At 34.7% G+C, this 20,064-nt stretch carries 17 protein-coding genes; 2 read left to right on the plus strand and 15 right to left on the minus strand.

Annotated features, from left to right (window positions below; all coding sequences use genetic code 11):
* Nucleotides 1-19: 19 nt before the first annotated feature.
* The 7 genes from Q9R40_RS02995 to Q9R40_RS03025 all read right to left on the minus strand — a co-directional run bounded on the left by Q9R40_RS02995 (nt 20) and on the right by Q9R40_RS03025 (nt 4,600).
* Nucleotides 20-505 (minus strand): hypothetical protein, encoded by a 486-nt coding sequence (locus Q9R40_RS02995; RefSeq protein ID WP_297937438.1) that lies wholly within the window; start codon nt 503-505, stop codon nt 20-22.
* Between the two features lie 85 nt (nt 506-590).
* Nucleotides 591-932, minus strand: coding sequence for a type II toxin-antitoxin system PemK/MazF family toxin (locus Q9R40_RS03000; protein ID WP_127836025.1), 342 nt, complete (start codon nt 930-932; stop codon nt 591-593).
* Nucleotides 919-1,170: a type II toxin-antitoxin system PemI/MazE family antitoxin gene (gene mazE / locus Q9R40_RS03005; RefSeq protein WP_057718611.1), complete on the minus strand. Its 252-nt coding sequence runs from the start codon at nt 1,168-1,170 to the stop codon at nt 919-921. Before mazE ends, Q9R40_RS03000 begins: the two co-directional genes overlap by 14 nt.
* 230 nt (nt 1,171-1,400) lie before the next feature.
* Nucleotides 1,401-1,871: a threonine/serine exporter family protein gene (locus Q9R40_RS03010; RefSeq protein ID WP_094497928.1), complete on the minus strand. Its 471-nt coding sequence runs from the start codon at nt 1,869-1,871 to the stop codon at nt 1,401-1,403.
* Nucleotides 1,871-2,653, minus strand: coding sequence for a threonine/serine exporter family protein (locus Q9R40_RS03015; protein ID WP_304676313.1), 783 nt, complete (start codon nt 2,651-2,653; stop codon nt 1,871-1,873). The genes Q9R40_RS03010 and Q9R40_RS03015 overlap by 1 nt, the downstream gene beginning before the upstream one ends.
* A gap of 16 nt (nt 2,654-2,669) precedes the next feature.
* Nucleotides 2,670-4,217, minus strand: coding sequence for an ABC-F family ATP-binding cassette domain-containing protein (locus tag Q9R40_RS03020; protein ID WP_300591810.1), 1,548 nt, complete (start codon nt 4,215-4,217; stop codon nt 2,670-2,672).
* Nucleotides 4,217-4,600, minus strand: a complete 384-nt coding sequence (locus Q9R40_RS03025) for a hypothetical protein (protein ID WP_304676315.1) — start codon at nt 4,598-4,600, stop codon at nt 4,217-4,219. Before Q9R40_RS03025 ends, Q9R40_RS03020 begins: the two co-directional genes overlap by 1 nt.
* A 222-nt stretch (nt 4,601-4,822) precedes the next feature.
* Between Q9R40_RS03025 and Q9R40_RS03030 the strand changes: the two genes are divergently transcribed.
* A complete protein-coding gene (locus Q9R40_RS03030) occupies nt 4,823-5,086 on the plus strand; it encodes a hypothetical protein (RefSeq protein ID WP_304676317.1) in 264 nt (87 codons plus the stop codon).
* Between the two features lie 112 nt (nt 5,087-5,198).
* On the opposite strand, the gene Q9R40_RS03035 is transcribed toward Q9R40_RS03030, so the two are convergent.
* Nucleotides 5,199-6,311: an LCP family protein gene (locus Q9R40_RS03035; RefSeq protein ID WP_300591806.1), complete on the minus strand. Its 1,113-nt coding sequence runs from the start codon at nt 6,309-6,311 to the stop codon at nt 5,199-5,201.
* Nucleotides 6,312-6,474: 163 nt separating this feature from the next.
* On the opposite strand from Q9R40_RS03035, the gene pepF reads away from it, so the two are divergent.
* Complete coding sequence (gene pepF, locus Q9R40_RS03040) at nt 6,475-8,283, plus strand: oligoendopeptidase F (RefSeq protein WP_304676320.1); 1,809 nt, start codon at nt 6,475-6,477, stop codon at nt 8,281-8,283.
* A gap of 68 nt (nt 8,284-8,351) precedes the next feature.
* Here the strand turns inward: pepF and Q9R40_RS03045 are convergent, their stop codons facing one another.
* The 7 genes from Q9R40_RS03045 to Q9R40_RS03075 form a co-directional block, all read right to left on the minus strand.
* Entirely contained in the window at nt 8,352-9,857 is a 1,506-nt protein-coding gene (locus Q9R40_RS03045; RefSeq protein WP_297937411.1) for an L-lactate permease, read from the minus strand.
* Between the two features lie 121 nt (nt 9,858-9,978).
* Nucleotides 9,979-10,770 carry a metal ABC transporter permease gene (locus tag Q9R40_RS03050; RefSeq protein WP_300591800.1) on the minus strand — a complete coding sequence of 264 codons (792 nt, stop codon included), beginning with the start codon at nt 10,768-10,770 and terminating at the stop codon, nt 9,979-9,981.
* Complete coding sequence (locus tag Q9R40_RS03055) at nt 10,770-11,429, minus strand: metal ABC transporter ATP-binding protein (RefSeq protein ID WP_297937406.1); 660 nt, start codon at nt 11,427-11,429, stop codon at nt 10,770-10,772. Before Q9R40_RS03055 ends, Q9R40_RS03050 begins: the two co-directional genes overlap by 1 nt.
* A gap of 36 nt (nt 11,430-11,465) precedes the next feature.
* Nucleotides 11,466-12,365: a metal ABC transporter solute-binding protein, Zn/Mn family gene (locus Q9R40_RS03060; protein WP_304676321.1), complete on the minus strand. Its 900-nt coding sequence runs from the start codon at nt 12,363-12,365 to the stop codon at nt 11,466-11,468.
* Nucleotides 12,366-12,661: 296 nt separating this feature from the next.
* Nucleotides 12,662-12,940 carry a helix-turn-helix transcriptional regulator gene (locus Q9R40_RS03065; protein ID WP_011162513.1) on the minus strand — a complete coding sequence of 93 codons (279 nt, stop codon included), beginning with the start codon at nt 12,938-12,940 and terminating at the stop codon, nt 12,662-12,664.
* A 29-nt stretch (nt 12,941-12,969) separates the two neighbouring features.
* Nucleotides 12,970-13,755 (minus strand): Cof-type HAD-IIB family hydrolase, encoded by a 786-nt coding sequence (locus tag Q9R40_RS03070; RefSeq protein ID WP_300591794.1) that lies wholly within the window; start codon nt 13,753-13,755, stop codon nt 12,970-12,972.
* A 99-nt stretch (nt 13,756-13,854) separates the two neighbouring features.
* Entirely contained in the window at nt 13,855-19,821 is a 5,967-nt protein-coding gene (locus Q9R40_RS03075; protein WP_304676323.1) for a YSIRK-type signal peptide-containing protein, read from the minus strand.
* Nucleotides 19,822-20,064 lie beyond the last annotated feature (243 nt).

A 20,064-nucleotide genomic window follows, 5' to 3' on the forward strand; every position in this document is an offset into this window, starting at 1 on the left:
TAGCATTAATGCTAGCTCCTTATTTTGTCTCCTTAGTTTTTGACTCTGGTTTTTGATAATTACGAATCACTTCAATTTTCTCTTCAATTGCTTTAACTAGTAACGCACTATACTTTTCTGGCTCGGCTACAATTTCATCACTTGAGCCCAGAATATCAATTCGGAAGTGAGAAACATTTACATATTCTGAAATAGTTTCAAAATAAATATTTACTTCATATTCATCCTCATTGTTACAAAAGTTGCTAATTTTTTTGTAGTTGGCAAATGGAAGATTAATGATGTTACTTTCAAGGGCAAAAGTCATGGGTCTTCTCCCACTAATTGCCAGCTGCGTTTGAATGAGTGAGTTATGTTTAAAAGCTTGCACAGCTTCATTAATCATTTTAGTTGCAATATTTTTTAATTTTGTCTTAGTGATTTCGCTATATTTAATTGTCTCAAGATCTTGAAGATAATCTTGTTCTTCAATTTTTTTAGTTATTTCTTCTTGTTTAATTTTCACGATAAAAATTCCTTTGTGTATCCTTTTTCATTACTAAGATACTCAATAAATCTTTTTCATGCAACTACAAAAATTAACTACTCGTCTAATCAAGTTGCAAAGCAAAACTAAGTAATTCCATTACTTTAAGCATATCTTCTGGCCTAAGATGGTCTACTGGTTTTTCATCTAACAATCTCATCCTAGAAAAAGTTTGAATTTGAGCTGCATTTACACGACCATGAATATGATATCCGAACAAGTCTAAGTAGGTAGGGAAATGATTGCCATGAGATGTAATTGGACAAACCATTAGGTAATTAGTCTTTTCATTATATGAATTAGACGATACTACTACAGCAGGATGTTTTCCCTTCATTTCTTGTCCAACTGACGGTGAGAAGTCCGCCCACACAATATCTCCTTGTTTAAATTTATTCTTCGGCATGACGTAATTCCTCCATAGCCATATTTTCCCAAGCTTCCCTTTCTGGTCCTGGTACATCTTCAAATTTAGCATCGGAGGTATAAGGATTAGAAATTTTCGGTATTAAGATCAAACTTCCATCAGACTTCTGATGAATTGCATACTCAGTTCCCACTTCTACTTTAAAAGAAGCAGGCAGTGAAAAGCCAACTGAATTACCGACCTTTTGAGTTACAATATGATGAATAGATATTTTCATAAGTTTTTACCTCATTAAGTTACTTTCAAGGATATTGTAGTACTAAAAAAGACTAACTTTCAAAAGAAAGCTAGTCTTTTTTGCGAGAAACATACAAAAGTATATCAGGGTCTTTGTTTCACAGCCAAAGTAGCCCATCATCAGCACTTCCCGTGCTTTGACTTCTAAAGTCTAGATGATCTCTGTCAAAGAACGCATCTCGCGTTTTCCTCGACTCGTCGCATCTACTATTATACTAAATTTTTCTTATTTTTTCTATTTTGGCGCTTCTTGAAAAAGATCTCTCCAATTAACTGCGCAAGCATAAAGCCCATCGCTATTGCGATCGTGACAATTGCTACCCGCAAGATCAGATCTTCTGCATCAGATAATTGACCTTCTACCATCGCACGGACTGCTTGATAGGCGGGGACACCAGGAACTAGGGGAACTACACCCGGAATATTAAAAACGGTTACCGGACACTTTTTAATACGAGCAAATACCAAACCTAGAATTCCCACACAGAGCGCCCCTAAAAGATTAGATCCTAATCGTCCAACACCAATTCGATTTGCTAGCCAATATAGAATCCAACCTGCACTTCCACTAATGCCGCATAAAATTAAGGCACGGTGCGGAACGTTAATAATTAGACCAAACCCTACAGCTGCAAGCCACGCAAATACCAAATTAATAATTATCTCTAACCAAAAAGGCATTACATCACACCCCACAACAACTTAATTGCAATACCAATTCCGCCACCCAAAGCAATTGCTGTTAGAACGGCCTCTGTTGTTCGAGCCATTCCTGATAATAAATCGCCACCAAACAGGTCACGCAATGCGTTAGTGATTGCTACACCGGGCACTAAAGTCATCAAAGAACCAATCAAAATATTATCAACGACAAGTTTAGGGAAGATTTTACAAGTCAAAATAGTAATAACTCCCATAAATATTGCAGTTACCATTTCAGCTAAAAAACGAATATTGGTATAGCGCTTAATAGCTAAATAAAGTGCATAGGATACACCACCAATTACAGCAGCTGCCGGGAAATCAATCCAATCATAATCATCCATAAACAAGACCATTAAAGTAGGACTTAAAATAGCAGCTCCAATAATTTGAAGCCATATTGGAAAGTCTGGAATCGAAATGGAAACCTGTTTTAACCGCTCTTGTAATTCCTTTAATGTTATTTCTTTAGCCGCAAATTCGCGTGATAATTCATTAACCCGGTCTACTAATTCCAAGTTGATATTTCTTTTCTTAACTTGTGTAACCTGAGTATAAGAGTGTTCACCCAAACTCATAAAAATTCCGGTTGGAGTTGTAAAACATCTCGCACCAGCAATTCCTGCATTACGTGCTATTCTCATCATCGTATCTTCAACTCGATACGTTTCACTGCCGCCTTCAATCATTAATCTACCAGCTTTTAAGCAAGTATCTAAAACCTCAACAGCATAATCTTGGCTTACCCGCTCTTTATCCATTTCAATCCTCTAACTGTTATTCATTATTCATTTTCTCAATGTCAATCGTCTTATCCACCCAATTTCCTCTAAAGAAATCTCTTTCGTGGCTAACAATAATTACCCCACCATTAAATTCAACAATTGCCTTTCTTAAAGAATCTTTTGTAGCAATATCTAAGTGATTTGTTGGTTCATCTAAGAACAGTAAATTAGATGGTTCAAACTGCATCTTAGCTAGCTTAACCTTCTCTTGTTCTCCACCAGAAAGTTCTTTTAAAGGACTCATAGCCTGCTGTGCAGTTAACCCCATTCTCGCTAAAGCTTGACGTAATTCTCTAGGACGCAAACGTGGAAATTCTTCTTGTAAATATTGCAAAGGCGTCATATTTTTATTAGGCCAAGCCAGATCTTGTTGAAAATAAGCAAGTTTTGCTGTTGAAGATAATTCAAAATTACCATAAATTGGTTTTAACTTTCCTAGTAAAGTCTTTAGCAGTGTAGTTTTTCCGATTCCATTAAAACCCGTTACAGCTACCTTTTCTCCATTTCCAACAGAAAAGTTAAATGCCGATTTTACTAAGGCCTGATCATATCCAATTACTAAATCTTGAGTTTGCAAAAGCAAGTTTGATGCAGTATCAACATAAGGGAAAAGGACATGGGCCTTTTTGTTATTTTGTGGTGGCGTTAAAATCTCCATCTTCGCTAGCTGCTTTTCCCGCGATTTGGCACTTTTAGATCTAGAACCCGCCTTATTCTTTCTAATATATGCCTCAGTCTTTTGAATTTTTCTCTGCTGGTTAGCATAAGCCTTTAAATAACTTTCTCGGTCAGCTTCCTTTTGACGAAGTGCATGCTTTAAATCACCTGTATAGCGTGTAATAGTTCCAAAATCAATGTCAATAATACAATTAGTGATCCTACCTAAAAAGTCATAATCGTGCGAAACGACGATAAAAGCTCCCTCAAAGTTATTCAAATAGTCAGCAAGCCAGTCAATATGATTGACATCTAAGTAGTTTGTCGGCTCATCTAAAACCAATACGTCTGGATTTTGTAATAGCAACTTTGCCAAGATCAATTTAGATCTTTGTCCGCCAGAAAGTTTTGATACATCCCGGCTATAACCCAAATCCGCTAATCCCAACCCTGTCGCTACGCGGTCAATTTTGGTATCAATATCGTAAAATTCTTTTTCCTCAAGTAAAGTCTGAATCTTACCTGCCTTTTCTAAGAGAGTTTCATCCCCATTTTCACCATATTTCACATAGAGTTCATTTAATTCTTTTTCTTTATCAAAAAGATCACTAAAGGCAGTCTGCAAAAATTGCTTAAGCTCTAAACCTTCTTCAAGCTTGGCATATTGATCTAGGTACCCAACGTGAATTTTATTTTGCCATTTAACTTCACCATCATCTTGCGTGATTTCACCAGTCAAAATCTTAATTAAAGTTGATTTACCAACTCCGTTTTGCCCTGTTACCCCCATATGGTCTTCTTTATTTAAGACAAAATTTGCGTCTTCATATAAAGTTTTATCAATAAATGTCTGACTTAAATTTTTAACTGTTAGTAAACTCATTATTTTCTCTCTTTTTCGTTTGATAATTGACGCTGTCGATCATATTCTTGAAGCGCATTTAAGACTTTTGGCCACTGTCTTTTAGGAATAATCAATTGAAGCTTATTGTGATAAATTGGGAAATCACTAGCCTTCATACCAGTTATAGTGGCAAGTTCTTCGTCTGTTAAGTGATATTTAGCTACAATTGCCTTAATTTCATAAGAAGCATGCCCTCTAAAATATGACAGAACATAAAAGAAAGCCGCAAAAATTCCAGCACTTAAAATAGCCATCGATACAGAAAAATGGAAGGTTCTCTGTGCAATAAAAAACACTGCAATAAATGCAATAAGGGCTGATATTACCCCATAAATAACTGGAAAATACTTAGTTTGTTTCATTTTTCATCATCCTTTTTATTACACTGATCTTTCAAATATTACATTAAATTTACGTAATTGAAGTTTTTGTAAAAAAATGTAAATTTCGCTTTAATTTACTGCAATAATCCTCTTCTATAATACAGTTTGTTAAGTAAATTAAAAATAACTTTTTAAATATCACTAGTGTAACATGATTATCATTTAATTATTACTAGATTTAAACTTAAAGGAGTAAACACTTTGACACACAAGAAGGGAATTTCAACAGCGCTTATTGTATTATTAGGCTTTAGCTTTTTAACTAATTCAGTTACCACTTCTCAGGCAGCTGATCAATATACTAATTTTAATGTGTCTAAAAGCCTAGTTGAAAATACCATTAAACCAACTCTCCTAAGTAAAAAGTTCAAAGAAGATCAAATAAAAGAAGAAAAGGAAAATAAGTTAGCCGATATCAAGTTTGAAGAAAAAAGACTTAGTCAAGAAACCACAATTATGAATTAGATAACTAAAACTTTACAAACAACAGTTGCAGTTACGGGCTAAAATCACTAAGATAGAATCATCAACAGATATACTAAAAAAAGCAGTTAGCATTTCGCTAGCTGCTTTTTACTTAATTACCATCCCATGGAATAGTGTCAGAATCTTTGTCGTAAATCACATAATTTCTGAAGTCTTCTGGATCATTCCAATTTAAACCTTGCTGCAGACTATTTTGTCTTGTTTCTTGGTTATGGAGTTTTTCCTGTTTTAATCCTAAACTAGAACGAACTAGATCCGATACGCGTTGTAGTTCCTTTGTAGAGGCCACTTGCATCGCTGCAGCTCCAATCCAAACATTATGTCCTTGAATATAGCCACTCTTAATATTTTGAGTACATCCGCGATAATTCATTGCAATTGAAAGCATATCATCAAAAGTCAGATTAGTTTTAACATACTTGGCAAAAACCTTAAGAATCTTGCGATAGTTAGTAATTGAATTAACTGACATCCCTTTACGTACAATGTCATTAATTACCTGTCTTTGTCTCATTTGTCGACCGTAATCACCTTTTGGATCTTCTTTACGCATCCGCACATAGTCTAAGGCCTCTTTACCATTTAAGTGCTGCTTTCCTTTCTTAAAATGCGTGTGATAAGTAAAGGTAAACGGCACATTAACATCTACTCCGCCCAAAGCTTCTACCATACTTTCTAGAGCCTTCATATTAACTTCCATATAGTAGCTAATTGGTGCATTTAAAAGTGCTTTTACTGTTCGCGTTGCTCCTTTGCTTCCGCCAACTTGATAAGCAGAGTTAACCCGGAACATGTAGTACTTCCCTTCTCCGCTTCCGTCGCCTTTAATGTCAGCTAACAGATCTCTAGGAATTGAGGTCATTGTTGCTTCTTTTTTCTCTGGATTCATAGTTGCTAAGATCATGGTATCAGAATTACCGCGGTCATGCCTTCCCTCAATTCCTTGATCGACGCCAAGAATTAGAATTGAAATCGGCTTTTTCTGAGAAATTAATTGCGATGTTTTTCCTGTTCCCCGATAAGCTTGTTGAACTGAACTCATAGCCGAGAAATATGCATGAGCAAAGTAAGCTACGCTTCCACAAACAAGTAAAATTGATAAAAGACCCACTAAACGAGCAAAACTATTTCCATCTTTATAATTTTTTTTACTCGCCGCAAACACATTATTTCTTCTTAGTTTTTTGGGTTCCTCAGGTCTCATTAATTATTAACTCCTCTGAAAATCAGCTTATCTTTTCATGATACAAAATTACCTAGTTAAGCGCATTAGTTTCATTATTAAAAAATTTTTATTTTTTAGCAAGCGAAATAATGTTCTATAATGGTGATTAATAAAATTTGTATAACGGAAAGAAGGAAAAAGTATGGCTCTTCCAACAAGAAATGAAGTACCTACTGATCTCAAGTGGGATCTTAGTCGTGTTTTTAAAGACGACGAAGAGTGGAAACAAGAATATAATCAAGTGGCGACCGAAATCAAAAATTTAGGTAGATTTAAAGGAAATCTTGCTAAATCTGGCAAAAATTTATATGAAGGCATTACAGAAATTTTATCTGTGAATCGTCGTTTAGAAAAAGTGTACGTTTATGCTACTATGTCAAGCGACGTCGATACTAGTAATACTCATTACTTGGGCTTTGTTGCTAAAGCTCAAAGCTTAGCTAATCAGATGAGCGCTGCTATCTCCTTTGTCGATCCTGAAATTTTATCTATCCCAGAAGAGACACTTGCTAAATTTATGCAAGATGAACCTCGTTTAAAAGAATATCAACATCGACTTGAACAAATTACTCAGAAACGTCCCCACACTTTACCAGCAAGTGAAGAAAAAATTATTGCCGCTGCTGGAGATGCAATGGGTACTTCAGCTAATACTTTCAATGTTTTAACTAATTCTGATATGGACTATGGCTATGTTCAAGATGAAGACGGAGAGATGGTCCAGTTATCTGATGGCTTATATTCACTTCTAATTCAGTCACAAGATAGAAATATTCGCAAAAATGCATTTGATGTTATGTATGCAAGCTATGGCCAGTTTGAAAATAGTCTCGCTTCAACTTTATCAGGTGAGGTAAAAGCCCACAATTTTAATGCTCAAGTACATAAATACAATTCAGCTCGAGAGGCTGCTTTAAGTGAAAATGGCGTACCAACAGCTGTTTACGATACATTGCTCAAAGAAGTAAATAGTCATCTCAATTTACTTCATCGCTACGTTAGTTTAAGAAAAAAGATTTTAGGCCTTTCTGATCTACAAATGTATGATATGTATGTTCCATTAACAGGTGAGCCTAGTCTTTCTTATAACTTTGAAGAAGCAAAAAATGAGGCTAGACGATCCTTAGAGCCATTAGGGAAAGATTACCTTGAACATGTTGACTATATCTTTAATAATCGTGTAATTGATGTGGTTGAAAGCCAAAATAAGGTGACAGGCGCTTATTCTGGTGGTTCTTATGATACTGATCCATATGAATTATTAAATTGGGAGGATAATCTTGATTCTCTCTATACGCTAGTTCATGAAACTGGACACTCAGTGCATTCTTGGTATACAAGAAATACTCAGCCATATGTATATGGAGACTACCCAATTTTTGTTGCTGAAATTGCATCAACAACTAATGAAAATATTTTAACTGAATACTTCTTAGATAAAATTACCGCCCCTAAAACACGTGCATTTGTTTTGAATCACTATCTTGACTCATTTAAGGGCACACTCTTCCGTCAAACACAATTTGCAGAATTTGAGCAGTTTATTCATGAAGCTGACGCAAATGGTCAACCATTAACTGCCGATGTCCTTAATGAATTTTATGGTAATTTAAATCAAAGATATTATGGTGATAGTGTAGAACCAGGCGGAGAGATTGCTAAGGAATGGGCACGGATTCCTCACTTCTATTACAACTTCTATGTTTACCAATATGCAACAGGTTTTGCTGCTGCTACAGCTCTTGCAAATAATGTTGTTCACGGTACGGACGAAGAACGTACAGCTTATATTAATTTCTTAAAGGCTGGCTCTTCAGATTATCCAACAGAAATAATGAAACGTTCTGGTGTCGATATGACAAAGGCGGATTACTTAAGAGACGCATTTAATACCTTTGAAAAGCGACTTAATGAGTTTGAAAAACTCATTAATGAATTGAAAACAATCTAGTAAAAACACAAATACATTTATAAACAAAAAGTTCTTGATCTCACTTCTGAGATCAAGAACTTTTTAATTTATACTAATTTAGTAATCAAACCAACTAAGTATAGAAATACACAGGTAATTAACAAGTATATACTGCCCCACTTAGTCGTTTCTTTTAGAATTTTTCCTTCTAAACCTTCTTTATTAATTGCACCAGTAGCTACTGCAATATTCTGCGGTGATAACATCCCAGCAGTTGCACCAGTCATATTTGAAGCAACAATCCAATATTTGCTTACTCCTAATGATTGAGCAGCAGAATACTGTAAGTTACCAAATAGAACGTTGGCTGACGTTGCAGACCCGGTTAAGAATGTTCCTAGCGCTCCAATTAATGGTGCAAATAAAGGATAAGCTGGTCCAAGTAAACTTACTAAAGCCACCGCTAACGCTTTAGTCATTCCTGCATATACCATAACTTTAGCTAAACCGACAATTGCACAAACTGTAATAGTTGTCATACCAATTGTTTTCAAAACATGAAGCAAGATTTTGAACATTCGGCTTAAACTTAAGCCTTGAATCTTTCCTCCAATTATTCCCGCTAATAAAATTAATGTTCCTGGAGAAGAAAGCCAATTAATTGGTAGATCATTAGGATTCTTTCCTAAGTAAACATGTAAGTGAGTAGTTACACTAGTTAAAAAGTTATTCACAGGTGGACAAAGAGATGAAGCGAGTAGAACGAAAATAAAGACCAAAATAAATGGTGAACAAGCCTTGAGAATCTCGCTAACACTTTCTACTTCCTTTACTGAACCAGTTTTTCTCTTAGTCAACCAGACAGTAACTAAAATTGAAAACAATGATCCGACTAAGGCTGGAAGTTCTGCCCCAGTAAACTTAGCAATAATAACTTGCGGAATTGCCATTCCAATCCCTGACATTAAAGTAATAAAGACAATACCTTTAAGAGCCTTAATACTTTTACCAGTAAGAATAACTAAAATAAAAGGTACTAAAATAACTAAAATGACTAATTGCAAGGTTACTATAAATCCTAATTGCACATCATTAAGATTAGTTACTTCGGCTAATGTCAAAACTGGCAAGCCAATTGCTCCAAATGCGGTTGCTGTACTGTTAGCAACTAAACAAATTACTGAAGCTTGAATCGGTTCTAAACCTAAAGAAATTAAAATTCCCGCACAGATTGCTACAGCAGTCCCAAAACCAGCGATAGATTCCAAAAAGCCACCAAAGCCCCAAGCGATTATTAATACTAAAATTCTTTTATCGGTTGTGATTGATGATAATAATTTTTCAATCGTTCCCATACTCCCTGAATCAGTTGTAATCTGATAAACAAAAAGCGCAGCCAGAATTACATACATGATGGGCCAAATTCCCATTATAATACCTTCTAAGGCTCCAGAAAGAGTATTAATTATTGGTTGTTTAAACATTAAAACAGCATCAGCAATTGTAATAATTAAACCAATCGTACATGCCCGTGAAGCCGGCATACCAATAATTCCAAGAGAAATTATCAACCAGATGATTGGCACTAATGCCCATAAAAAATTTATCCACATAGTTTTCCTCATCTAAAAAAGTAATACTATTTAATTTTATCCTTTTTCCACATATTAAGGAAATTTAAAAACAAAAAACCTACAGGAGCAACAAGGCCCTTGTAGGTTCTAAATAACAGTTTTATTTCTTAAAAGCATGAACGCCATAAACAAATAAATAAATTCCAACTTCAATAATTGAAATAAAGAATGTGACCGGTAGATTAGTTACGTATCCTAAAACTAAACCTGCCCAAACTCCAAACAAGGCGATCCCAACTGACCAACATAACATAGCAGGAATTGTCTTACCTAAGTAGCGAGCACTTGAAGACGGCAAAGTTAATAAAATAAAGACTAATAATGAACCGACTACTTGTGCACCAATTGAAACAGCTAAAGCCAAAGCAATTAAAAATACTACTGAAACTAAGGTTGTATTAATATGATGGCTAACTGCCCCTACATGGTCAAATGAATCATAGTTTAATTGTCTTAAAACTAAGAAAATTATTGCTAAAACAAAGAGAGAAAGAATAACTAATTGAATAACGCCGTCTCTATCAACTCCAATAATTGAACCAAACAAGATGTTAGTCGCATATCGACTATTACCGCCAGCAATAGCTAAAAATAGTACACCCAAGCCGATAAACAAGGCTGAAATCGCACTAATTGCGGATTCCTTCTGATCACTTCTCATGGATAATTCACCAACACTGATTGAGCCAAGCAAAGTAAAAAGAACCATGCCCCAAAGTGGAACCCAACCAATCCAAACCGCAAAAGCCGCTCCAGCAAAACCAATTTCTGATAGAGTGTGAGCTAAGAATGAAAAACTTCGAGCTACAACATATACACCCACTATTCCACAGGTAATAGCAATAAAAGTACTGGCTAAAAATGCATACCGCATAAAATCATATGCAAACATTATTCTTCACCCACCTCTTCATTTAGATCCTTAATTTTTCCAGCAAGTAAGCCTTTATCTTTAAATAAAAGATAATCTTTCATGTATTTCTTAGCTAAAGGAATGTCATGAGTTGTAAACAAAACAGTCATTGCGTGTTTTTCATTTAAGTGCTTAATTAATGACATTAACTCTTCTTTAGCAACTGGATCTAAGCTAGCTGTTGCCTCGTCCAAAATAATAAAATCTGGCTTATCTAACAAAGCTTGAGCTAAATATGCACGCTGCTTTTGACCTCCGGAAGCTTCGCCCATCCTAGTATTTTGAATATCTAGTAAATGGGTCTCTTTTAAAATTTGATTTACTCTTGCCTTTACCCGAGCATTCTTAAATAAAGGAGTATTAAGTTCTACAAAGGCCCGGATTGAGAGGGGATAATCAGCATCTAGATTTCTAAATTGAGGTACATAACCAACTTTTGTATCTGGCGCAAATTTAAACGATCCTGTCGTTGGTTGTAACATTCCCATCAAAATTCTAATCAAAGTTGTTTTTCCTGTACCATTTGCACCCAGTAGAGCTGTCATTGACCCCTTAGATAGAGTAAAATTTAAGTCTTTAAAAATTACCTTATCCTCAAATTTCATCCCCAGGTCTTTAACTGTTAATATATCAGTCATCTCACTACTCCTCTTCTTTTAATAAACCAATCCTATTTAATTATTTTGAATATCAGCTAGTTTTTGATAATTTTCTTTCATCCAAGCTAAGTAAGTAGTTTTATTAGGAATAGTTTCCCGCACATTTAAAACTGGAACATTGTTCTTTTTTGCAAGTTTCACAAAAGACTTAACTGTTGAACTACTTGCCTGAGTGTTATTAACAAAAAAGGCAATCTTCTTTTCTTTAATAGAATTGTTCATTTCATTAATCGTCTTAGGACTAGGATCTGTACCATTTTCAATAGCTTCTTCAAATTCCTTATCGCCTATTTTATAGCCAGCCTCTTGTAAAGCATAGTCAAAGACTGGTTCACTAACAAAAACCGGTTTTTGATCACCCTTATTAGCTTTAACTAACTTTTTAATTTTATCAATCTTAGCTAAGTATTTTTCGCCATTTTCTTTAAAATAAGCGGCATGCTTCTTATCCAACTTAGATAAGCGTTTAACTAAATAATCAACATACTTAGTTGGCATATCTAAATTGTACCAAATATGAGGATTATCACCGCTCTTTAGTCCCATCAAGTCTTCACCAACTAAGACAGGCTTTTTATCAACAGACTTTGCTAGCTTATTCATCCATGAATCATAACCTAACCCATTTGCAACGACAATATTTGCCTGAGCTACCTTTTTAGCATCTGCTGTTGTTGGATCAAAATCGTGTGGATCAACGCTGCTTTTATCGATAATTGCAGTCGCTGTACCATATTTTCCAACAATATTTTTGGCAATATCTGAATAGACATTAGTTGTTGTAACTATTGAAATTTTATCTGATTGACTAGTAGAATTCTGCCTATTCGAACATCCTACCGTTATCAATGATAAGAGGGTTACTAACCCCATAATAGAAATAAATTTTGTAATTTTAGATTTAAAATTTTGCATAAATATCCTCCCGTGCAAAACAAAAAAGCATTAAGTTAGAAAATTCAGCATAAGTTCTAACTTAAAGTTAGACTAAGCTACTTTTTTTATTATGTCAACCATTTTATAGATAGACAAATAGCACCAAGACGTCTCAGACTTGATGCTATCAATAAGTGTAAATAATAAAAAATTTGCTGAATTTTTAATTTAATGCTTTTCTAAAATTACATCTTTATATAAACATATTTTTATATGTTTGTCAAAGAAGTTCAGAAAAAATACCCAAAGTTATTGTAATTATTCAAGCTTTCAAACTAAAAATCTTCGTTAACATGCCGTCTCAAGACATCTAAAATCTTAATAACGTGCTTGTCCTCTAAGCTATAGTACCGCTCTTGCTTAACTTGCTCACTCTTAACTAGCTTAGCCTCTTCTAAGATTCTCAAGTGCCTAGAAATAGCTGGCTGACTAACATCAAACTGTTTTACCAAGTTATTTACACTGCTTTTTTGATTGTCATTTAAGTAATAAAGAATTTGAATTCGAATGGGATGATTTAAAGCTCTAGTAACTCGAATAATTTGATCGTTCAACTTGTTCACCTATCTCAACTTACATTTAATTATGAGAGTAACTCAAGAATTTTCTTTTGCACACTTGATTCTTCACTAGATCCAATGATTTGATTCGCAGCTTTCTTTGCATCTGGAAGAGCGGTAGCCATAGCAAAGCTGGTACCTGCAAACTTAAGCATACCAACATCATTACCACTATCACCAAATGTCACCATTTCACTAGATTTAATCTTAAGTTTTTTACCTAAATATTCTAAACCTACTGCTTTATTCATTCCTTTAGTCTGCATATCAATAGCAGTACTTGCACCTGAGACAAAACCAATCTGTGGATAATCTTCTCTCAGCTTATTTAAGACCTTAGGCATCTCATCTTCTGGAACACGAAGACTTACTTTAAAAATACGATCATCTATATCGTTAAAGCTATCAACAACTTGAATTTTCTTAACGTACTTTTTTATATCTTCCGCAAATTCTTTTCCACTGCTTTTTTCAACATATGCACTAGTTACACCAGCAACAATAGCCTTATATGGTAATTTTTCCACAATTTCAAGCATGGTTTGATAATCTTCGTCGGATAAATCAGATATTTGAAGAATTTCATTTCCATGAGCTACTAAGGCACCATTTTCGGCCACAAAGTACATATGCTTATTAGCTTTTGGAAAACGATCGAGGATATTTTCATACTGATTACCACTGGCAATAACAAATTTAATATCACGATCCTGCATAATTTGAAATTCTTTTTCAAAGAGTTCCTTATCATACGTCTTATCTTCTCTTAGCCAAGTACCATCCATATCAGTTGCAATAAGCTTAATCATTTTCAGTCTCACTTTCCACTTTTATTATCCACACTCCACTATACTAAAAAACGCCACCCGGAGGTAGCGTTTTTCATAAAACTATTTTATTCAACTAGTTTAATCCTTCTTGCGTTTTCTAGTACCTGCTAAGCCTAAAATTGACGCAATGGTTGCTAATCCTAGTCCAATAAGTCCTTCATTAGAATGTTTATAACCTGTTTGCGGTAATGAGACATCCTCAGTTATAGCTGCTTCTGCTTTACCAGATTCTTTGGTTTCTACAGTTGCTACTTCCTTAATAGTAGTATCAGTGGAAAGTTGGTCTGGAAGAATAGGAGCATCATTAGTTGATTCAGTTGGAGTTTCAGCTTGAACTGGAACCTCTGGTTCTTCTGGATCTACTGGATCTTTTGGTTCTTCTGGATCTACGATATCCTTATTGTAAACTACAGTTTCAATGATATCGTCAGTATTACTATCTACATTTTCAAGGCTGCCAATTTCTTTTCTATCTGGAGTGTAGCCGGCAATATCTGGAGAAATGACTTGTATAAATGTAGTTCCATCAAGTGCTGTCCATTTAATTCCATCAGAAATCTTTCTGCCCTTTTCGTCTAAGATAATGACTTCGCCAGTTACTTTATCAATAATGGCTGTACCACGGAATCTTAACTTTTGAACTACGTCATCTTTTGCTTTAGTCCCGTTTGTGTAAACATATTTAATTGTACGAGTAATTGTTTTATCTAAAGCAATTGAATCAAATGGATATTTTGGTCCATCTGGGTTGTCTGGGTTAATTGGATCCTCTTCGGTAAATTTATCATCAGGAGTAACTGTAACTGTTCCATGTTTGAACGTTACATAGAAAGTCTTTGTATCTTCACCGAATTCTCCGCCAACATAACCATCTTTGACTAATTCATAACCTAAGCTTTCGTAGTATTTAATCTTATCGGCTGTGCTGTAGTTAATTGTTTCGTTGTACTTACCGTCAACTACTGCAGTTTCTAATTGTTTACCTGTAGTCTCATCAACGTAGATAATTTCTGCCTTAGCTGCATTAGCTGTGTAGACAACCGTTGTTTCTAAGTTCTTACTATCTTGGTTGATTCCTTCAACTGCATTAACTACTCCTTTATCTGGAGTGTAGCTTACAATCGTTGGAGAAACTACTTCGACAAACGTTGTTCCATCACTAGCTGTCCAAGTTAATCTGCCTGAAATTGGGTTACCATCTGCATCAAGCTTAATATTTCCTTCTTCATCAACCTCTACATATTCTCCGGTTACTTTATTAATGTGACCAGAACCTATAAAAGTTAGAGTTTGTGTATGACTTGGCTTAGCTGTTGTTCCATCTGCGTAAACATAGTGAATAGTATTAGTTACATCCTTATTCAAGTTAGCAGAATCTACTGGGTATTTTGGTCCATCTGGATTGTCTGGGTTAATTGGTTCATCTGGTTTACCTGGAGTTTCTGGATCTACAACTACTGTTCCATGCTTGAATGTTACATAGAAAGTCTTTGTGTCTTCACCGAATTCTCCACCAGTATAGTCATCTTTGACTAATTTATAGCCTAAGCTTTCGTAGTATTTAATCTTATCGGCTGTGCTGTAGTTAATTGTTTCGTTGTACTTACCATCAACTACTGCAGTTTCTAGTTGCTTATCTGTAGTTTCATCAACGTAGATAATTTCTGCCTTAGCTGCATTAGCTGTGTAGACAACCATTGTTTCTAAGTTCTTACTATCCTGGTTGATTCCTTCAACTACATTAACTACTCCTTTATCTGGAGTGTAGCCTACAATCGTTGGAGATACCACTTCGATAAATGTTGTTCCATCATTAGCTGTCCAAGTTAATTTTCCTGGAATTGGGTTACCATTCTCGTCAAACTTAACATTACCATTCTCATCGACTTCTACATATTGACCAGTTACCTTATCAATCACACCTGAACCAACAAAAGTTAAAGTTTGTGTGTGACTTGGTTTAGCTATTGTTCCATCTGCGTAAACATAGTGAATAGTATTAGTTACATCCTTGTTCAAGTTAGCAGAATCTGCTGGGTATTTTGGTCCATCTGGATTGTCTGGGTTAATTGGTTCATCTGGCTTACCCGGAGTTTCTGGATTTACAACTACTGTTCCATGCTTGAATGTTACATAGAAAGTCTTTGTATCTTCACCAAATTCTCCACCAGTATAGCCATCCTTGACTAATTTATAGCCTAAGCTTTCGTAGTATTTAATCTTATCGGCTGTGCTGTAGTTAATTGTTTCGTTGTACTTACCGTCAACTACTGCAGTTTCTAATTGCTTACCTGTAGTCTCATCAACGTAGATAATTTCTGCCTTAGCCGCATTTGCAGTATAAGTAACCACAATTACCTTGTTTGGAGTATTTTCAGTTACAGAACTTCCAGAAACCCAAGTTTTATCTGCTGTATAACCAGCTAGAGTAGGTGATATTACTTCAGCAAATTTCGGATCTGTTACATCTGCTGTCCAAGTAAGTGTCCCTTCAATTGGTTGTTTATTTTCATCAACAACAATCTTACCATTTTCATCAAGAACTACATATTTTCCAGTTGTTTTATCTATAACACCGTATGCTGTAAATTTGATATTTTGCTTATTACTTTCAGCTGCGGTACTGCCATTTTCAAAAACATATTGAATCTCTTGAATTACTTCTTTAATGTAATCTTCTGATCCGTAAGCTGGGCTATCGGGATTCGTTGGATCAATAATGATCAAATCTCTAGTTAAATGAATTGTAAAGTTATTCTTAGCTTCATCTGCAGAATAGTAGTAATCTTTACCAAATTCATAGTCACTACTTACAAGTTTGTATCCACTTTCTATAAACAGGTTAAGGACATTTTCATGGTTTTGTTTCCAGTTAATTTGATGATCCACTTTACCCTGTACTTCATCCCTACCGATAACTAGTCCAGTTACATCATCAATGTATTGGATGCTAGCTCCCGTTTGATTTGCATAATAAAGAACTTCTTCAATGATATTATCAGAACTTCCACTTACTATCTTAGCTTCTACAATTCCTCTATCTGCGCCATATCCTGTAACCTTTGGTGATTCTACTTGAGCAAAAGTATAGTTCACATCGCCGGCTTCAGTTATCCAAACGATATCACCAATCCAAGCTTTATCAACAAAGTCATATTGGCCCGTTCCAATAAATGTAACTTTTTGAGTAATAGAATTTGCAGCTGCTTGGTCTTTATTAGGTCCATCTGCATAAACATAATTAATCACTCGGTTTACTTCTTTATTTTGTGTATTTTCAGCGATTTTATGTTTTAAAATAACCCTAAAATCATTACAGCCCGGATTGTACTCTGCATCCCCAAATGTTGTGGCATAAGTTAACGGATTACTTACTAGGATATAGTTATTATTTTCATAGTCTTTAATGTTATTAAAAACATTCTCAATTATTTGATAGTTAATTACTTCCCGGTAATTACCCGCAATATTGATAGTTGATCCAAGTTGCTTGTTAGAAGTTTCATCCCAAAAAGTAATTGTACCAACTTGTGCTTTTTTCTCATAAACGATATTTTCTACTCTATGCTTTACATCCTGATCTACTTTATCTGCAGTACTCCATTTTTGCGTAGTAGTGTAACCAACAATATCTGGAGATTTGATCGATTCAAAGACATCCGTCTTAGAAGTCCACTGTAAACTAGCGTCCTTATTGGTAATTTCAATAGCAATTAAGTAACCATCATCGTGTTCAACTTCTGTTACTTCTACAATCTTTCCAGTCACTTTATCACGATAACCATTCGTCTTGAAAATGGCTGTTTGTGTAACTGAATCATGTAGCTTATTACCAACCCCATCTACATAGTTGATAATTTTATCTACAGATTGTGATTCATTAATTTCTTCAAGACCATGCTTTAACTCAATCTTAAATTCTAAATCTTTTACATCAAATTTTGTTCCTGGTTTAAAATCATTGCTAATAACTACATATCCTCTATCAATCAAGTCTTGGAGTGTAGTACTTAAGTCAACAAAATTAATTACAGAATATACTTTTCCAGTTGCATTTAATTCTGCAACTTTACCACCATTATTCTCTAAATTATCTAAATCAACAATGGTAATTGTAGCTTTAGCATCCTCACGTAAACGATATACAACCTTGATATCTTTACCCGGATCTTCTGGAGTTACAAATTCAATATCAGCAATATATCCCTCAATAACCGGTGTATAGGTTAGACCAGCCTTAGTCGGATCATCTTTATCATTGTTAAATTTTACAGATGGATGAATTTCTTTCCCGTTTTCATCAACTAAAATTAAAGAACCTAATTCTTTATAAACAAACTGTACTTCATGAGCTAAGTCAGTTACAAATGGGTTTCTTGCTGTGTAATTATTATGAGAGAACTTAACTGATTGACCAGCTTCTACAGTATGGCTTTCAATAACCTTAGTCATGTCTTTGCCATCATACATCAAAACTTCCATCTTACCAGTAGCGTCAATTTGACGGTAAACTACTGTATAATCTACAGTTAATTGATCAATAGTACCTTCATTTTTATCTCCAGCACTGTAGTATACTTTCTTATAGTAACTACCATCTCCAAATTGAGAAAGTGTTCCAGTAAATGAACCAGTAGGAAGTTTTGAAGCATCTAAGTAAAAGCCATTAATTAGCTGTTTGTATTGATCAACGTTGTCAACAATAAATCCTTGCCCAGTCCAACCAGATACGTTAACGTTTGGATATTTATCAGTGCCTGGAATTTCTATTAAATTGCCATTTTGATTGTAATAGTATTTAATCACAGACTGTTCAGTATAAACTGGGATAATTTCACCAATTGAACTCGCATCTATGCTAGTACTATTGCCTAGACAATATTCAATTCTTGTACTTCCCACAACTGTACTAGCGTTTCCAACAGGCGTTTCACTTCCATTAATAGAAATATTAGATTTACCACTGTTAACTACTAAAAATTTTACAGTGTGCCACCCATTGACTACCTCAATATTCTTAAAATGGCCTGCTTGAATAGTATGGGTAGACAAAATTTCAGTAAAACTATTGTCAGTTACATATGCATAAAGATTGTCATCGGATAGATTATTTCGATTTACAGACAAGATAAGCTTTTTGTTATCACTACTCACAAAACTTGTACCATTCAAGTTTAAAATTTGATAAATGTACCTATTATCACCAATTAAATCTCCCGCTTTTTTCGGATAATTATCCGCATCTGTTCCCAGAATAGTTACAGCAGCTTTACTTTGAACTTCCTTAGCATTTGACTGAATAGTCGTATTTTCTTTAACTACTGATTCTTCAATTGGAGAAGCTTCATTTTCAACCTTAGTTTCAGCTTCAATAGGCTGATCTGCTTCTACAGATACAGTATTGTTTTCTACCTTCTCAGCTGGTTGTGTTTCTTCTACGGAAACTGTATTGCTTTCTACGCTTTCAACTGGCTGTACCTCTACAGAAGCAGCATTTTTCTCTACGTCTTCAACTGCTTGAGCTTCTTCTACAGGAGTAGTATTTTCAACTAAATTAGTTTCAGTTGTATTAGTATTTTGATTTTTTACTGCTGTGTCTCCATTAATTGACTCAGCATTATAAGTTACTACTTCGTTAGTTGCTTGTTTGTCTACATTATCTGTTTCTACAGAAGAAATCGACCGATCATTTTTTACTTCTTCATTACCAGTCTCACCAGAAGCAGTTACATCATTTTCTACTTCATTATTTTCTTCTGCCGACATAACTTCTGTTTGATTGTCAGTAGTAGATATACTCTGTTCCTCAGTATTTACTACGTTATCCATCGTCTCTGTTATGTCACTAGCTGTACTACTTTCGACTTTTACGCTTTCCTCTGGAGCAACTGTAGTGTCAGCTTGAGCTTCCTGATTATTAACCCCCATAAAGGTTAAACCAATTAATACAGAAGCAGCCCCTACAGTAAACTTACGAATAGAGAAGCGTTGCTTTTGCGGTCTAATTTTTCGCATTTTTTCACTATAATTGTTCTTGGAAACCATAATTTTATCCTCATACTTCTAGTATTAGGTGAGTATTAAGTTATAGCTTTCTTGCTAGTAAAGAGCATATATAAAGCGCTTACTTTCACCTTTATAATAATTGTTTTTTACATTAAGTAAGTATACGAACAATCTATGATTTAATTATGTACAATTTATGATATTTATGTGAATTTGTAATTTATTTATGTCTATATTTTGTTTATATATCAATAAGAATGCGATTTCATTAAACAGCAATAT

It is taken from the genome of uncultured Lactobacillus sp. (assembly GCF_948948975.1).
In the GTDB taxonomy this organism is placed as follows: Bacteria; Bacillota; Bacilli; order Lactobacillales; family Lactobacillaceae; genus Lactobacillus.

What these genes read in the sequence shown, in the direction of transcription:
- Q9R40_RS03015 (WP_304676313.1), bottom strand. Translation starts at nt 2,653, where the DNA reads ATGGATAAAGAGCGGGTAAGCCAAGATTATGCTGTTGAGGTTTTAGAT.
- Q9R40_RS03045 (WP_297937411.1), bottom strand. Translation starts at nt 9,857, where the DNA reads ATGTGGATAAATTTTTTATGGGCATTAGTGCCAATCATCTGGTTGATA.
- Q9R40_RS03060 (WP_304676321.1), bottom strand. Translation starts at nt 12,365, where the DNA reads ATGCAAAATTTTAAATCTAAAATTACAAAATTTATTTCTATTATGGGG.
- Q9R40_RS03055 (WP_297937406.1), bottom strand. Translation starts at nt 11,429, where the DNA reads ATGACTGATATATTAACAGTTAAAGACCTGGGGATGAAATTTGAGGAT.
- Q9R40_RS03025 (WP_304676315.1), bottom strand. Translation starts at nt 4,600, where the DNA reads ATGAAACAAACTAAGTATTTTCCAGTTATTTATGGGGTAATATCAGCC.
- Q9R40_RS03010 (WP_094497928.1), bottom strand. Translation starts at nt 1,871, where the DNA reads ATGCCTTTTTGGTTAGAGATAATTATTAATTTGGTATTTGCGTGGCTT.
- Q9R40_RS03050 (WP_300591800.1), bottom strand. Translation starts at nt 10,770, where the DNA reads ATGTTTGCATATGATTTTATGCGGTATGCATTTTTAGCCAGTACTTTT.
- Q9R40_RS03075 (WP_304676323.1), bottom strand. Translation starts at nt 19,821, where the DNA reads ATGGTTTCCAAGAACAATTATAGTGAAAAAATGCGAAAAATTAGACCG.
- pepF (WP_304676320.1), top strand. Translation starts at nt 6,475, where the DNA reads ATGGCTCTTCCAACAAGAAATGAAGTACCTACTGATCTCAAGTGGGAT.
- mazE (WP_057718611.1), bottom strand. Translation starts at nt 1,170, where the DNA reads ATGAAAATATCTATTCATCATATTGTAACTCAAAAGGTCGGTAATTCA.
- Q9R40_RS03070 (WP_300591794.1), bottom strand. Translation starts at nt 13,755, where the DNA reads ATGATTAAGCTTATTGCAACTGATATGGATGGTACTTGGCTAAGAGAA.
- Q9R40_RS03000 (WP_127836025.1), bottom strand. Translation starts at nt 932, where the DNA reads ATGCCGAAGAATAAATTTAAACAAGGAGATATTGTGTGGGCGGACTTC.
- Q9R40_RS03020 (WP_300591810.1), bottom strand. Translation starts at nt 4,217, where the DNA reads ATGAGTTTACTAACAGTTAAAAATTTAAGTCAGACATTTATTGATAAA.
- Q9R40_RS03035 (WP_300591806.1), bottom strand. Translation starts at nt 6,311, where the DNA reads ATGAGACCTGAGGAACCCAAAAAACTAAGAAGAAATAATGTGTTTGCG.